The organism is Aliiroseovarius sp. S2029 (genome assembly GCF_023195575.1).
GTDB lineage: Bacteria > Pseudomonadota > Alphaproteobacteria > Rhodobacterales > Rhodobacteraceae > Aliiroseovarius > Aliiroseovarius zhejiangensis.
The window spans coordinates 69,150-82,698 of the sequence record NZ_JALPQE010000009.1; the positions used below are offsets into that span (position 1 = coordinate 69,150).

A 13,549-nucleotide genomic window follows, 5' to 3' on the forward strand; every position below is an offset into this window, starting at 1 on the left:
CGAATCGGCGCTTGATGTGCTAGGTCTTGTGGTATGCCTGAAGACAACCCCCATATAAGCCCCCCGTCACGTCCCGAGCACGCGTTGGGCCGCCCGGTGATCCGCCAGTTGGACGATGCCGCAATCAACCGGATTGCAGCCGGCGAAGTTGTGGAACGCCCCGCTTCTGCTGTGAAAGAACTGGTAGAGAACGCGCTGGACGCAGGGGCCACGCGGATCGAGGTCGCCTATGCCGACGGCGGCAAAACCCTGATCCGCGTCACCGATGATGGTTGCGGCATCGCGCCCGACGATCTGCCTTTGGCCCTGTCGCGTCATGCGACGTCAAAGATCGACGGCTCGGACCTTCTGAACATTCACACCTTCGGGTTCCGGGGCGAGGCGTTGCCGTCGCTCGGGTCAGTCGGGCGCCTGACCATCACCTCGCGCGCTGACGGGTTTGACGCTGCAACAATCCGTGTGGCCGGTGGCGAGCCCAGCCCAGTGAAACCCGCCGCCCTGTCTGGCGGCACAGTGGTCGAGCTCCGGGACTTGTTCTTCGCCACACCCGCGCGCCTGAAATTCATGCGCACCGACCGGGCCGAAGCGCAGGCGATCACCGACGTGATCAAGCGACTGGCCATGGCCGAACCACTTGTGGGGTTTGTGCTGCGCGATGTGTCCAGTGGTGGCGAAGGTCGCGTGACCTTCTGCGCCGACCCCGAAACCGGCGATATGTTCGATGCGCTCGCCGGTCGGCTTGGATCGATCCTTGGACGGGAATTCACCGAGAATGCCATTCCGATTGACGCGGAACGCGACGGGCTTCGGCTGTCCGGATATGCTGCGCTGCCGACCTATTCCCGCGGGGCTGCAGTGGCGCAGTTTCTGTTCGTCAATGGCCGCCCGGTGAAGGACAAGCTGCTGACCGGCGCTCTGCGCGCGGCGTACTTCGATTTCCTGTCCCGTGACCGGCATCCGGCGGCGGTGCTGTTTGTCACCTGTGATCCGCATCTGGTCGATGTGAACGTTCACCCCGCGAAATCCGAGGTGCGGTTCCGCGACCCCGGTGTGGCGCGTGGCTTGATCGTGTCAGGTTTGCGTCACGCGCTGGCAGACGCAGGGCATCGTGCGTCAACCACCGTCGCGGGGGCCACGCTGGGCGCGATGCGACCCGAACCGACCGGCCCGCGTGTTTATCAGATGGATCGTCCCACCGCAGGCGCCATCCGGCAATCTTTCGCGACGCAAGCGCCCGCACCCGACGCGCCCGGCTTCGCCGAAATGTCTGCGCCATCGGCCCGCTTTGATCCGGTGGTCGCGCCGGAACAGGACAGCCCGCACGAGGCCCTGCCCCTTGGCGCCGCCCGCGCGCAGGTGCATGAGAATTACATCATCGCACAGACGGAAACCGGGATGGTGATCGTTGATCAGCACGCGGCGCATGAACGTCTGGTCTATGAAAAGCTGAAACGCCAGATGGCGGAAAACGGCGTCGCGCGTCAGGCGCTTCTGATCCCCGAGATCGTCGAACTGTCCGCCGGTGACGTGGCGCGCCTGCTTGAGGTTGCGGACAGCCTTGCCACCATGGGCCTTGTTATCGAATCTTTCGGCGGGGATGCCATCGCCGTGCGCGAAACCCCGGCCATTCTGGGCGAGATCAACGCGACCGCCATGATCAAGGATGTGCTGGACGAACTTGCCGATCTGGGCGACAGCAACATGGTTCAGGCCAAGATCGAGGCTGTTCTCTCGCGTGTTGCCTGCCACGGCTCGATTCGGTCCGGCCGCTGGATGCGACCCGAAGAGATGAACGCCCTTCTGCGCGAGATGGAGGCGACGCCCCATTCCGGCCAGTGCAACCACGGGCGTCCGACCTATGTGGAACTAAAACTCTCAGATATCGAAAGGCTGTTTGGCCGCACATGATCCAGATCGGTGATACCATTTATGACCTGTCCGATCCGCTGGTTATGGCGACCATCGGCGGGGCTGTCATGGCGCTGCTCATGTTCATCCTGCTGATCGTCGTCTTGCGCCGCGCCGGGCAGTCCGCGCGTGTGGCGGAAGATCTGGCGCGGCAGATGGGCGGTCTGGGGCAGGCGGTGCAGGTGCTGGGCGCCGGGCAGGACCAACTGTCTGGGGGCTTGCGCACCGTGTCGGACGCGCAGTCCACGGGACAGGCGCAGGTGTTGCAGGCGATGGAGTCGCGGCTGGCGCAGGTGCAAAGCCAGATGAACGACCGGCTGCATGACAACGCGATGAAATCCGCCCGCGCGATGTCCGAGTTGCAGGAGCGGATGAAGGAAAGCCTTCAGGGAAACACGGTGAAAACCACCCAAAGCCTGACGCAGTTGCAGGAACGGCTGGCGGTGATCGACAAGGCGCAGGACAATATTACGCGGCTGTCGGGCGATGTGCTGAGCCTTCAGGATATCCTGTCCAACAAACAGACACGCGGCGCGTTTGGCGAGATTCAGTTGCACGACATCGTGTCCAAGGCGCTGCCCAAAGACAGCTATGACCTGCAAGCGAAACTGACGACGGGCGTGCGCGCCGATTGCCTGATTCACCTGCCAAACCCGCCCGGCCCGATTGTCATTGATTCAAAGTTTCCGCTGGAAGCCTATGAACAATTGCGCCGGGCTGACACGCCGTATGATTTAAACGAAGCGACCAAGGCGATGCGCGTCTCGGTCAAGAAACACATCCGGGATATCGCGACGAAATACATCATCGAAGGCGAAACCGCCGACGGCGCGCTGATGTTCCTGCCGTCCGAAGCTGTCTATGCCGAGCTGCACGCGAACTTCCCCGAACTGGTCCGCGAAGGGTTCGAGGCGCGTGTCTGGATCGTCTCGCCCACCACCTGCATGGCGACCCTGAACACCATGCGCGCGATCCTGAAAGATGCCCGGATGCGCGAACAGGCGGGTGAGATCAGGAAGATGCTGAAAAACCTGCATCGCGACGTGGAGCTTGTGGTCGAACGCGCGGGCAAGCTGGAGAGCCATTTCGACCAAGCGCGGCGTGATGTCGAGGGGATTACCACGGCGGCAGAGCGCGCCGGAAAACGCGCGGCGCGGCTGGATAACTTTGATTTTGAGGAGTTGTCGGACGGAGCCGAGAATGTGGTGCCGATTGGGAAGGGGTGAGGGTTGCCGGGGCGTTGAAAGGCAGTTTTGAGCCCAAAGTGCTTGATGCTGCGTTGTGCATGAATGACCGCTTTAACCTCTATTCCGCCCAACCAACTGCGTTTCGCAATCGAATGCCGCTTACATGAAGTGACGAACTCCACGCATCTCGGAGCGGCGTGAGGCTGTTCAAAGATCGCAACGCAACGCCCGCGCAAGCAAGTTGGTTCGGCAGATCGGACACCTGTTCACATGAGAGGGGTCTCACACGAGTGCGGGCCACATGCATTCCGACGTCATCAAGGCTGACGAAATGCTCTGTTGGCAACTCATAGCGAAATAGCACTGCCTCCTCGATGCGGATCTCCCAGGCCTTTTCAACGTAAGCAGTCATGCTGGTATTGGGTTCAAGAAATCTGGCGGCTTCCTCGCATGATGTCTCATTCGTACGCCACATGATGACCCTCGGGCATTCTCGTGGAAACAGGTACAAGGGGCTGTGCGCGTCGTCGATTGCCCACACCAGCGGACCGTTTAACCACTCCATTCCCTCTGGACGAGTTGACGAAACCCGCACAGATCGAGGTTCAAACGACTCTATCGTGGGATCGTCGCTGAAGTGAAAGAGACGCTTTGTCATAATGGTCAGACTCAATCAAAACTCGAAACACCGCAAATCCAAGAACAGACATTCGTGTGAGCGAAGCAAACGGCAGCAAAGTCCGCAAACCAGACTCTCCGTTACCCATGCTCCACCACCTCAACATGCTGCGCCAGTTCCCGCACATGCGCCATCCATGCCTCGATCATTTCGGGATCAGCGGTGGCGGCGGAGACTCCGGCGGGGGCTTTGCCTTCGTGGACCATCTCGATCGCCAGCGACACTGGGACGGACACCAGCCGCGCCATGGCAGTTCCGCGGTCGTCGCCCCATGCGTCCATCACATAGGTTTTGTGATAGACCGTTTCGCTGTCTTTTTCTGCCTTCAGCGCCACGCACATGATGACGCGGTCGGGTTCGCCTTTGTCATAGGCGTTCTCGGTCCAGAACTGGTCTGACATCTCTTTCAGGCGGGCATCGCCGGACGCGCCCTCCAGCGTTTCGACCTCGGCGAACACGTCTTTCCACGCCTCGGCCCAGCCGTTCAGGCGCAGGGTGCCGCGCACGAAGGTGTCGACGTTCCACGCGGGGTCGAACTTGTAGTCCTCCATGAACGGGATCGAGTCGCGGTTGGGGTAAACCTCGAAACTCTCTGGCGTGGGCAGGGGGGCGTCATAGGTGCTGATCGCGTCCCAGGGGCGGGCCACGTCCAGCGGTTTGCCGTCCTTGATCGAGCGCGAGGGCGAGCGCAGGGCCTTCAGTACCCCCAGCGGCGACCAGCTGAACTTGTAGCGAAAATCGTTAGGGATCTTCGGCACGCCGCCGCAATAGCTGATGAAGCTCAGGGTGTTGTCCGGATCATAGGCGTCCGAGGCGCGGTAATCCGCGACCAGCCAATGTGCCATCAAGTGGTCGATGCCGGGGTCCAGCCCGATCTCGTTCACGCAGGCCAGACCTGCGTCGCGAAAGTCTTCGTCCAGCGCGCGCATCTCGGGCGAGATATAGCTGGACGACACGAAATGCGCGCCCTTTTGCAGGCAGCGTTCGGCCAAGGGCACGTGCAGATCGCCGGGCAACATCGACACCGCAATGTCGCCGGGGGCCAGTGCTGCGGTGACAGCGTCCAGATCGAAGGCTCGAATGTCGTCGGTCAGATCGCCCACGGCCTCGCGCGCTTTGTCGATGGTCCGGTTCCAGACCACGACGTTGCGACCAGCCTCCAGCAACCGACGCAGGCCGGGGATGGCCGACAGGCCGGTGCCACACCAATGAATTGTCATAACAGGCGCTCCTTCTCAGCCGAATTTCAGTTTTGCGATGATGATGGACCCAACCAGCACAACCGCCACCGTATTGGCAACGATCATGGGCCAGGAATGCAGCATGATTCCATAGGTCAGCCATAGCGACATCGAAGCAAGAATAAGAAGGTTCGCCATAAGAGACAGGTCCTTCGTATGCCGCGTACGCCAGGTGCGTATGGTTTGTGGGAGCCAGCAGATGGTGCTTAGGATTGCCGCCGATGCGCCGATCACGGTTTCCACGTCAGATATCCTTCATATGGGTGTTGAACGTCGCTTCGGCCCGTGCCCAGACGCCTGATGACAGATCGGTCAGGGTCAGAAGTGACGGCAGAAGCTGGCTCGCATAGTCGACGGAACTTTCCAATGGCAGCATAGATGGCAGGTTGTCGATGGCCATTACATCCAACACGGGGTCGTCGGCCACACGCAGGGCAGGGGCGTCCCAGGTCGTGGCACGGTTATAGACCGGCACCGGGTTGTAGTCGCTGTCGGGGTCGCAGGCCACGTCGCCAATGGCGGTCAGTTTGCGGTCCGCCGTCAGCGCATCGCGCGGCACGAAGACCGGGGTTTGGGGGCCCGCAAGGATGCAGTTGATGAACAGGTTGTGGTCCAGGATTTCGGGGAAGGGGCCGCCATGGGCGGTCTCAGGCATGTCCCATTTGGTGACGGTGACGCCCATCGCCTCCATCAAGTCCGAGGCCCCCGTGCCAACTCGGCCAAGGGCGCCGATCACGATGGCGTCGGGGCGGGCGGTGTTGGTGGCGTCCAGTTCCGCGTGCAGTTCGTTCAGCAGCGCGTCTTTGTTCTTATAGACCCCGACCGGCCCACACAGCTTGCCATGTTGTTGCGCTGCCCATGCCTTCAGCGTCACCGCCGCGCCCGCGAACCCGGCCCAGTACCCAAATGCCGCCACGCGCCGCCCGTCCTCATCCACCAGGTACTCAAGGTCATAAAGCGTGCCGTCACCGGCCTTGAACCGTTCCAGCAATGCGCGACCAGAATGCTGACCCTTGAAAGCGTGGCCGAACATGATGTGGCGATGCGGCAGGGGGGTGCCGTCCTCGGGCAGTTCTTTCAGGCCGAAGATGATCGCGTCATGCGGCGCGTTGGGCCATGCGTTTTCCGGCGCGATCTCGCAGCCTGCGTCGCGGTAGTCCTCAATGCCGATGACGCGCACGCCGCTTTCTTCGACCGTCACCCGCAGCCCCGCGTCAATCAAAGCCTTGGCACCTTCCGGCGTCAGCCCGACGCGGTCTTCGTTGGCACGTTGTTCGGCACGAACCCACAAATGTGTCATGGCGGATGCTCCTTAGAAATGCGTTTGCGCGTGGTGGCGGTCGGTGGGTTCAAGATGCGGGACGGCGTTGAACTGGATCAGGCCCAACCCTGCCGGAGTGAGCCGCAGCCGGTGAACCGAACTGTTCATGATCGGCAGGATCGTGCGGGTGAACGGGCCAATCTCCAACCCCATGACCACCCGCGTTGCCATCCCGATGAAGCCACCCGAAGTGAAGACGATGGTATCTTCGCCACGTTCGGCAATGTCGTGTATCACTTCGCTGACGCGGGTTTGAAAGTCGTGAAAGGTTTCGGGCACATCGTCGATCTGACCTTCCTGCCAGGCCGAAAAGGTCAGTGGCAGGTGGTCCACGAAATCCTCATGCGTGCGCGGGTGCGGGATGCCGAACTGGGCGTGCATCCGCTCGGACAGGTCGAAATACCGCACCTCGTCCAATCGGGCGTCGGCGGTGAACTTTGCGGCCCCCCATTCCTGCGCAGTTTGCTGATGGCGGGTCAGGGTGCCGGTATATACTTTCGCATAGCCTTGCCCGGTATCGCGCATGTAATCCCCCAGCCAACGCGACTGTTGCCGCCCCAGATCTGACAGGCGATCATACCCCAGCTCGTCCGTCGCGGTGTTGTTGGCCTGACCATGTCGGATCAGCGTGATTGTGGTCATGAGGATTCCTTTCCGCCTATTGCTAGAGAATTGGATCCAATTCGAAAAGGGGGGCTGGCGCAAAATCGGCGTGGGTTGTCGGGATTGTAAGACTGACGTGCGGCGACACGTGGTTTATAATGCCCCGACAGGACGGAGGTTTCGATGAAAAATGGCATCAAATTCACCTTGGATGGGCAGGACGTGGTGGCCCGTAAAGGCGAAAGCATCTGGGATGTGGCAAAGCGGCAGGGCACCCTGATTCCGCATCTGTGCCACAAGGATGTGCCGGATTTGCGCCCGGATGGGAACTGCCGTGCTTGCGTCGTCGAGATTGAAGGCGAGCGCGTTCTGGCGGCCTCATGTATCCGAACGCCCGAAGAAGGTATGGTCGTCACCACCGACAATGCCCGTGCGCGTCAGGCCCGCAAGATGGTGGTCGAGCTTCTGATGGCCGACCAACCCGACCAACCGCATGATACCTCGTCGCATCTGCTGGACATGGCCGACCTGACCGGTGTGGAAAGCAGCCGGTTTCCCAGGTTGGAAGCGGGTCGCATCCCGCTTTTGGATGACAGCCATGTGGCGATGAGCGTCAATCTGGACGCCTGCATCCAGTGCAACCTGTGTGTCCGTGCCTGCCGTGAGGTTCAGGTCAATGACGTGATCGGCATGGCGGGACGCGGGCATGATGCCTATCCGGTGTTTGACATCGCCGACCCGATGGGCGCGTCAACCTGCGTGGCCTGTGGCGAATGTGTGCAAGCCTGCCCGACCGGTGCCCTTATGCCCGCCAAAGTGGCGGACACTGACGATTACGACCGCGAAGTTGAAAGCGTGTGCCCTTTCTGTGGGGTTGGCTGTCAGGTCAGTTTGCGCGTCAAAGATGACAAGGTCGTCTATGTCGAAGGTATCAATGGCCCCGCGAACGAAGGGCGCTTGTGCGTGAAGGGCCGGTTTGGGTTCGACTATATCAACCACGACCATCGCCTGACCAAACCTTTGATCCGCAAGGAAGGCGCGCCCAAAGGGCTGAATGTCGATCCCGCCAACCCGCTGACCCATTTCCGCGAAGCATCGTGGGACGAGGCGCTGGATTTTGCCGCCAAGGGGCTTGCCAAGCTACGCGACACCCATGGCGGCGAGGCGGTGTCGGGTTTTGGGTCGGCCAAATGCACCAATGAAGAAGCCTATCTGTTCCAGAAACTGATCCGCGCCGGGTTCGGGCACAACAACGTCGATCACTGCACCCGGCTGTGCCATGCCTCGTCCGTGTCGGCGCTGTTGGAAAATGTCGGCTCGGGCGCCGTGACCGCGACATTCAACGAGATTGAAAACGCCGACGTCGCCATCGTCATCGGGTCAAACCCGATCGAAAACCACCCGGTCGCCGCAACCTATTTCAAACAGTTCACCAAACGCGGCGGCAAGCTGATCGTGATGGACCCGCGCGGAACATCGCTTAGCCGGTTTGCCACGCATATGTTGCAGTTCAAGCCGGGCGGCGATGTGTCGATGCTGAATGCCATCATGCATGTGATCGCCGAAGAAGGCCTGACCGACGACGCCTATATTACCGAACATACCGAGAATTGGGAAGCAATGCGCGAGCATCTGCGCGCCTTCCCGCCCGAGGAGATGGCCGAGATTTGCGGTATCCCTGCGGATGAGTTGCGCGCCGTCGCCCATACCTTTGCCAAGGGCAAGGCGGGGATGATCTTCTGGGGCATGGGCGTCAGCCAGCACGTGCATGGCACCGACAATTCACGTTGTCTGATCTCGCTTGCGTTGATGACCGGCAATGTGGGGCGTTCGGGCACCGGGCTGCACCCCTTGCGCGGACAAAACAATGTGCAGGGCGCGTCTGATGCGGGGCTGATCCCGATGTTCCTGCCGGATTACAAATCGGTGAAAGACCCAGCAGTGCTGGCCGAATTCAGCACCGAATGGGGGGTGGACAACCTGTCCGACAAGCCCGGCCTGACGGTGGTTGAAATCATGGACGCGGTGCATGATCGCAAGATCAAGGGCATGTATATCCTGGGCGAAAACCCGGCCATGTCCGACCCTGACGTGACCCATGTGCGCGAAGCGTTGCAGCGGATGGAGTTTCTGGTCAGCCAGGATATCTTCCTGACCGAAACCGCCAGCTATGCTGACGTGGTCCTGCCCGCCGCCGCCTTCGCCGAGAAAACCGGCACCGTGTCCAACACCAACCGGCAGGTCCAGATGGGCCGCCCCGCCGTGCCACCCCCCGGTGAGGCGCGGGAGGATTGGTGGATCACGATTGAGCTTGCCAAACGTTTGGGGCTGGACTGGACATACACTCATCCGCGAGACGTCTATGCCGAAATGGCGCGCGTGATGCCGTCGCTGGATAATATTACCTGGGACCGGCTTGAGGCGCAGAATGCCGTCACCTATCCGTCCCTGTCTCCCGAAGACCCCGGTCAGGCGGTGGTGTTCGGCGATGGTTTCCCCCGCGAAGGCAAGCGTGCGCGCTTCACCCCGGCCGCGATCCTGCCCCCCGCCGAACTGCCGGACGCGGAATATCCGATGGTCCTGACCACCGGGCGGCAGTTGGAGCATTGGCACACAGGGTCCATGACCCGCCGCGCCACCGTGCTGGACGCGATCGAGCCGGAAGCCAACTGCTCGATGAACCCGAAAACCCTGCGCGACATGGGGGTCGAGGCAGGCGACATGCTCCGCCTGACCACTCGCCGTGGGTCCATCGAGGTCATGGTGCGCGCCGATTACGGCGTGGCGGAAAACATGGTGTTCCTGCCCTTCGCCTATGTCGAAGCGGCGGCGAACATGCTGACCAACCCCGCGTTGGACCCCTATGGCAAGATTGCCGAGATGAAGTTCGCGGCGGTGAAGGTTGAGAAGGTGACGCAGGTGGCGGCGGAGTAGTTGATTAGACCGGTACGTGCCCGCCTTGAGTCCAAAGTGGCGAATGCAGCAGCACGGACAAACGTCCGCTCTGCTGCTCGGATGTGGAAATCACACGTGTTTAGAAGATGCTTGTCTGCTCGACGTCGAGAGCAAAAGGCGCGCCGTTCGGATCAAGAAGGATGATGGTCTTGACTTGAACTGTCTTATTGACATCTTCAAATGCAGGGCGTGCGCCGTTGGCTTCTGCAACGCGGCGTCCATCCGATACTGGAGTGGCTTTGATGCACGGTACCCAAGCTGCCTTTGCACCCGAGGGCCATGTCGCACTGTGCCGGACCGCGACCAGATTGCCCGAAGGACCGTGGATATTGCGGCCTTCCATGCGCTGCTCGGGGGAGACCCTCCACCCAAAAAGCTCAGCGTAGAACAACTCGGGGAAATCGTCTCCGTGGCTGACGTACACGTCAGGACCGAACTGTCGGCGCGGCACAGGGTAGCTGTGCCGTGACAGCGAAATCCCTAGAAGCGCGCCGAGCGGATCGCGAACAAGCGCGTTTCGCCCGACGCCCGGCACTTCGAACGGCTGCCGCATGATGCTTCCTCCGAGCGCGTCGACGCGTTGCACAGCTGCATCAACGTCGGGAACCTCGATGTAAGCGATCCAGCCGTTTTCCTGGTGCGATGGTGTTTCGGCAAAGCCGGCGCCGGCTTCGTCACCGGATAAGGCAAGAACGAATTCCTTTTCACCGCCGCCCCAGGCAAAGTCCGTTGCCCGCTCAACCTGATATGTCCAGTTGGCGACCCGCTTATAGAACTCCATCGAACGCTCTCTGTCCGATGTGAAGAGATCGTGCCACACGATTTGACCTGCTTTTGACCAAGTCATTGCCTCACCTCCTGACATCTTTGAGCTTCTTGACATAGCGAACCATCTTGCCGAAGGCTTCGTTCCGCTAAGCCGACATCAACTCACCCCCACTTCACATCCCCCAGAAAAATATATCCCGCCCCATAGATCGTCTTGATCAGGCGTGGATTCTTGGGGTCTTCTTTCAGCTTCGTGCGCAGGCGCGAGATGCGGACGTCCATGGCGCGGTCGAAGCTTTCGCCGGCGACACCGCCCAGCGTTTCCTGCATCTGCGCGCGGGAAATCAGGCGTTTCGGGGCGTCAAGGAACAGGCGCAGCACCTCGCCTTCGGCATGGGAAAAGGCCGTTTCTTCGCCGCTGTCGTCTTCAAGGATGTAGCGGTCGAAATGGGCGGTCCAGCCGTTGAAACGTGCGGTTTGGGATGACTTCACCCCTGATTTCGGGCTGCGCAGGCGGGCGCGGACACGGGCGACGACCTCGGACGGTTCGAACGGTTTGACGATGTAGTCATCCGCCCCCAATTCCAGCCCCGTGACCCGGTCCTGCACCTGCGTGCGGCCCGAGATGATGATCACCGACGCGCCGCTTTCCAAGGCCAGACGGTGCACCAGTGTCAGCCCGTCGCGATCCGGCAGGCCAAGGTCGACAAGACAGACATCGGGGCGCATCGCGTTCAGGGCGGCTTCGAACTCGGTCGCGCGGGCGAAGCTGGCGGTGCGAAAGCCTGCATCCTCAAGCGCATCAGACAGCATCCGGCGGATTTCGGGTTCGTCGTCAAGGATGGCGACCAGGGGCTGGGTCATACGCGGACCTCGTCAGACAGGAATGTGGCAAGCTCGCCTTGGGTGAAGGGCTTGGGCAGAACCGGAAACCCGGCTTCGGCACGGCGTGGATCGTCTGGGGGAAGCGATGTCATGACCAGCATAGGGACATCTATGCCCGCTGCGCGCAACCCTTTCAGGAACTCCGGCCCGGTTTGCGCTCCTTCCAGCATCACATCGCTGAGGATCAGGCCAAGCCCGTCCAGATCGACCAGGCCCAGCGCCTCTTCGGCAGATGTGGCTTCGATCACCTGATGGCCCATGGCGGTCAGCATTTCGCGGACCGAGGTGCGAATATCCTCGTTGTCTTCGATCAGCAGAACAAGGCGCGGTGAAATGGGTTGCAGCGGTTTGCGCAAAGGCAGGCGCATCGATACGACAGCCCCGCCCGTGTCGGGCGCGTTGAACAGCTTCAACTGCCCGCCCGCGACCTTCGTCTGGTCATAGACCATGGACAGGCCCAGACCGGACCCTTCGCCGCCCTTGGTGGTGAAGAACGGGTCCAGCGCGTGTTCCAGAGCTTCGGGGGCAAAGCCGGGACCGGTATCGGTAACGCGAAATTCGACCCAGGTTTCCCGGATGGGGCGCGCGGTCAGGTTGATGCTGCCCGGTCCTGCGCCTATGGCGTGGGTCGCGTTGAGGATCAGGTTCAGGATCCCGTCCTGCACGGCGCCGGCATCCATGATGATCGGGTCGTCAAGGTCCGTCACTTCGATCCGAAGTGTGATCCCGTCGGGCAGGGTCGACCGCGCCAGCGTTTCCAGCCCGCGCAGCATGTCGGGCACGAGGGTGGGTTCGACATGCAGCTCGCGCCGCCCCGAGATCGAGGCGATCCGGTCCAGAAGCGTGCCCCCCCGGCGCACCGCGGCAGTCGTGGCTGTGACCATCTTCTGGGCCTCGTCACCCAGCGGCATCTGCGCCAGACGGCTTTGCAGCCCAAGGATGATGGTCAGCAGATTTGAAAAATCATGGGCCACGCCGGACGTCAGTTGTGCCGCCAGTTCACGCTTGCGGGTCTGCGCCAGGGCGGCGCGGGCCTGTGCCTCCTGTGTGATGTCCATGGACAGGATATAGACGCCGGTGATTTCGTCTTCATCGTGATCGGGGGTCAGGGCCACCCGGATGCGTCGGCCCGAGGCGTCGTCAACCAGTTCGAACACGCTGGGTTCACCGGTGAAGGCACGGGCGAAATAGGGCGAGATGCGGCTGTAGAACTCGTCGCCCAGGGCTTCGCTTGCATGCAGGCCGACCAGATCCGTGGGCCGTCCCGGCATCACATCCCCCAGCCTGCGGTTCGAGAATGTATAGCGACGATCACGGTCAATACGCGCGATATGGGCGGGCATCATCTCGGCCGTCAGGCGGGTGCGGCTTTCCATCTCGGTCAGCTCGCGTTTGGTTTCTTCCAGCGCCGAGTTTGCCGAGGCCAGCGCACGGTTGGTCTGGGTCAATTCCTCGGTATAGGCCAGCACCTGGTCGGACAGCTCTTCGGATCGGGCGCGCAACAGCGCCTCTTGCCGCTTGATGGGCGTGATGTCGGTATAGACCGTCACCCAGCCGCCCTGCGACAGCGGGTGCCCTTCGACCGAGATGACCCGACCATTGGCGCGCGTGCGTTCCATGTAGTGGGGTTCGAAAGCCATGGCCTGCTGAACGCGTGAGGTGACGAACGCGTCGATATCCCCAACCGCACCATAATCCCCGCGTTCGGCCAGAAACCGGATTGTTTCGGAGAATTTTGCACCGCGTGCCACCAGATGGTCGGGCAGGTCGAACATCTGCTGAAACTGGCGGTTTCCCACAACCAGCCGCAACTTGCGATCATAGATCGAAAGGGCCTGCTGAATAAGGTTCAGGCCGGCCTGTGTCAGGGTCGAGATTTCGGTCGAATTGGTTGGCAACAGCGCCTCCTGTTGCTGTTTTCGCTAGCACCTGAGACGCCGCGTGAAAAGGCATTTCGCCGCGCAGCTGGGCGGGAAACGGGTCGTGTAACAATTCGTTAGGA

General features: G+C 61.4%; 10 protein-coding genes. 3 read left to right on the top strand and 7 right to left on the bottom strand.

Annotation, left to right across the window (positions count from 1 at the left end):
* Positions 1-33 precede the first annotated feature (33 nt).
* On the top strand, positions 34-1,908 hold the full coding sequence (gene mutL / locus MUY21_RS15400) for a DNA mismatch repair endonuclease MutL (protein WP_248411180.1): 1,875 nt from the start codon (positions 34-36) through the stop codon (positions 1,906-1,908).
* Positions 1,905-3,134, top strand: coding sequence for a DNA recombination protein RmuC (rmuC, locus tag MUY21_RS15405; RefSeq protein ID WP_248411181.1), 1,230 nt, complete (start codon positions 1,905-1,907; stop codon positions 3,132-3,134). Before mutL ends, rmuC begins: the two co-directional genes overlap by 4 nt.
* Before the next feature lie 720 nt (positions 3,135-3,854).
* Here the strand turns inward: rmuC and MUY21_RS15410 are convergent.
* From MUY21_RS15410 to MUY21_RS15425, 4 genes are read right to left on the bottom strand one after another with little or no spacing between them, the layout of a single operon-like run.
* Positions 3,855-4,994 carry a saccharopine dehydrogenase family protein gene (locus MUY21_RS15410; RefSeq protein WP_248411182.1) on the bottom strand — a complete coding sequence of 380 codons (1,140 nt, stop codon included), beginning with the start codon at positions 4,992-4,994 and terminating at the stop codon, positions 3,855-3,857.
* A 15-nt stretch (positions 4,995-5,009) separates the two neighbouring features.
* Positions 5,010-5,258: a SemiSWEET transporter gene (locus MUY21_RS15415; protein WP_248411183.1), complete on the bottom strand. Its 249-nt coding sequence runs from the start codon at positions 5,256-5,258 to the stop codon at positions 5,010-5,012.
* 1 nt (position 5,259) lies between these two features.
* Positions 5,260-6,315, bottom strand: a complete 1,056-nt coding sequence (locus tag MUY21_RS15420; protein ID WP_248411184.1) for a saccharopine dehydrogenase — start codon at positions 6,313-6,315, stop codon at positions 5,260-5,262.
* A gap of 12 nt (positions 6,316-6,327) precedes the next feature.
* Positions 6,328-6,978, bottom strand: a complete 651-nt coding sequence (locus MUY21_RS15425; RefSeq protein WP_248411185.1) for a histidine phosphatase family protein — start codon at positions 6,976-6,978, stop codon at positions 6,328-6,330.
* A gap of 144 nt (positions 6,979-7,122) precedes the next feature.
* On the opposite strand from MUY21_RS15425, the gene fdhF reads away from it, so the two are divergent.
* Positions 7,123-9,873: a formate dehydrogenase subunit alpha gene (gene fdhF, locus MUY21_RS15430; RefSeq protein WP_248411186.1), complete on the top strand. Its 2,751-nt coding sequence runs from the start codon at positions 7,123-7,125 to the stop codon at positions 9,871-9,873.
* 100 nt (positions 9,874-9,973) lie between these two features.
* On the opposite strand, the gene MUY21_RS15435 is transcribed toward fdhF, so the two are convergent.
* From MUY21_RS15435 to MUY21_RS15445, 3 genes are all read right to left on the bottom strand, one after another.
* Positions 9,974-10,741: a VOC family protein gene (locus MUY21_RS15435; RefSeq protein WP_248411187.1), complete on the bottom strand. Its 768-nt coding sequence runs from the start codon at positions 10,739-10,741 to the stop codon at positions 9,974-9,976.
* A gap of 83 nt (positions 10,742-10,824) precedes the next feature.
* Positions 10,825-11,526 carry a response regulator transcription factor gene (locus tag MUY21_RS15440; protein ID WP_191287550.1) on the bottom strand — a complete coding sequence of 234 codons (702 nt, stop codon included), beginning with the start codon at positions 11,524-11,526 and terminating at the stop codon, positions 10,825-10,827.
* Positions 11,523-13,445: a PAS-domain containing protein gene (locus tag MUY21_RS15445; protein WP_248411188.1), complete on the bottom strand. Its 1,923-nt coding sequence runs from the start codon at positions 13,443-13,445 to the stop codon at positions 11,523-11,525. Before MUY21_RS15445 ends, MUY21_RS15440 begins: the two co-directional genes overlap by 4 nt.
* Between the last annotated feature and the right edge of the window lie 104 nt (positions 13,446-13,549).

Coding starts and splice junctions, on each gene's coding strand:
- MUY21_RS15410 (WP_248411182.1), bottom strand. CDS start 4,994: ATGACAATTCATTGGTGTGGCACCGGCCTGTCGGCCATCCCCGGCCTG.
- fdhF (WP_248411186.1), top strand. CDS start 7,123: ATGAAAAATGGCATCAAATTCACCTTGGATGGGCAGGACGTGGTGGCC.
- rmuC (WP_248411181.1), top strand. CDS start 1,905: ATGATCCAGATCGGTGATACCATTTATGACCTGTCCGATCCGCTGGTT.
- mutL (WP_248411180.1), top strand. CDS start 34: ATGCCTGAAGACAACCCCCATATAAGCCCCCCGTCACGTCCCGAGCAC.
- MUY21_RS15435 (WP_248411187.1), bottom strand. CDS start 10,741: ATGACTTGGTCAAAAGCAGGTCAAATCGTGTGGCACGATCTCTTCACA.
- MUY21_RS15440 (WP_191287550.1), bottom strand. CDS start 11,526: ATGACCCAGCCCCTGGTCGCCATCCTTGACGACGAACCCGAAATCCGC.
- MUY21_RS15425 (WP_248411185.1), bottom strand. CDS start 6,978: ATGACCACAATCACGCTGATCCGACATGGTCAGGCCAACAACACCGCG.
- MUY21_RS15420 (WP_248411184.1), bottom strand. CDS start 6,315: ATGACACATTTGTGGGTTCGTGCCGAACAACGTGCCAACGAAGACCGC.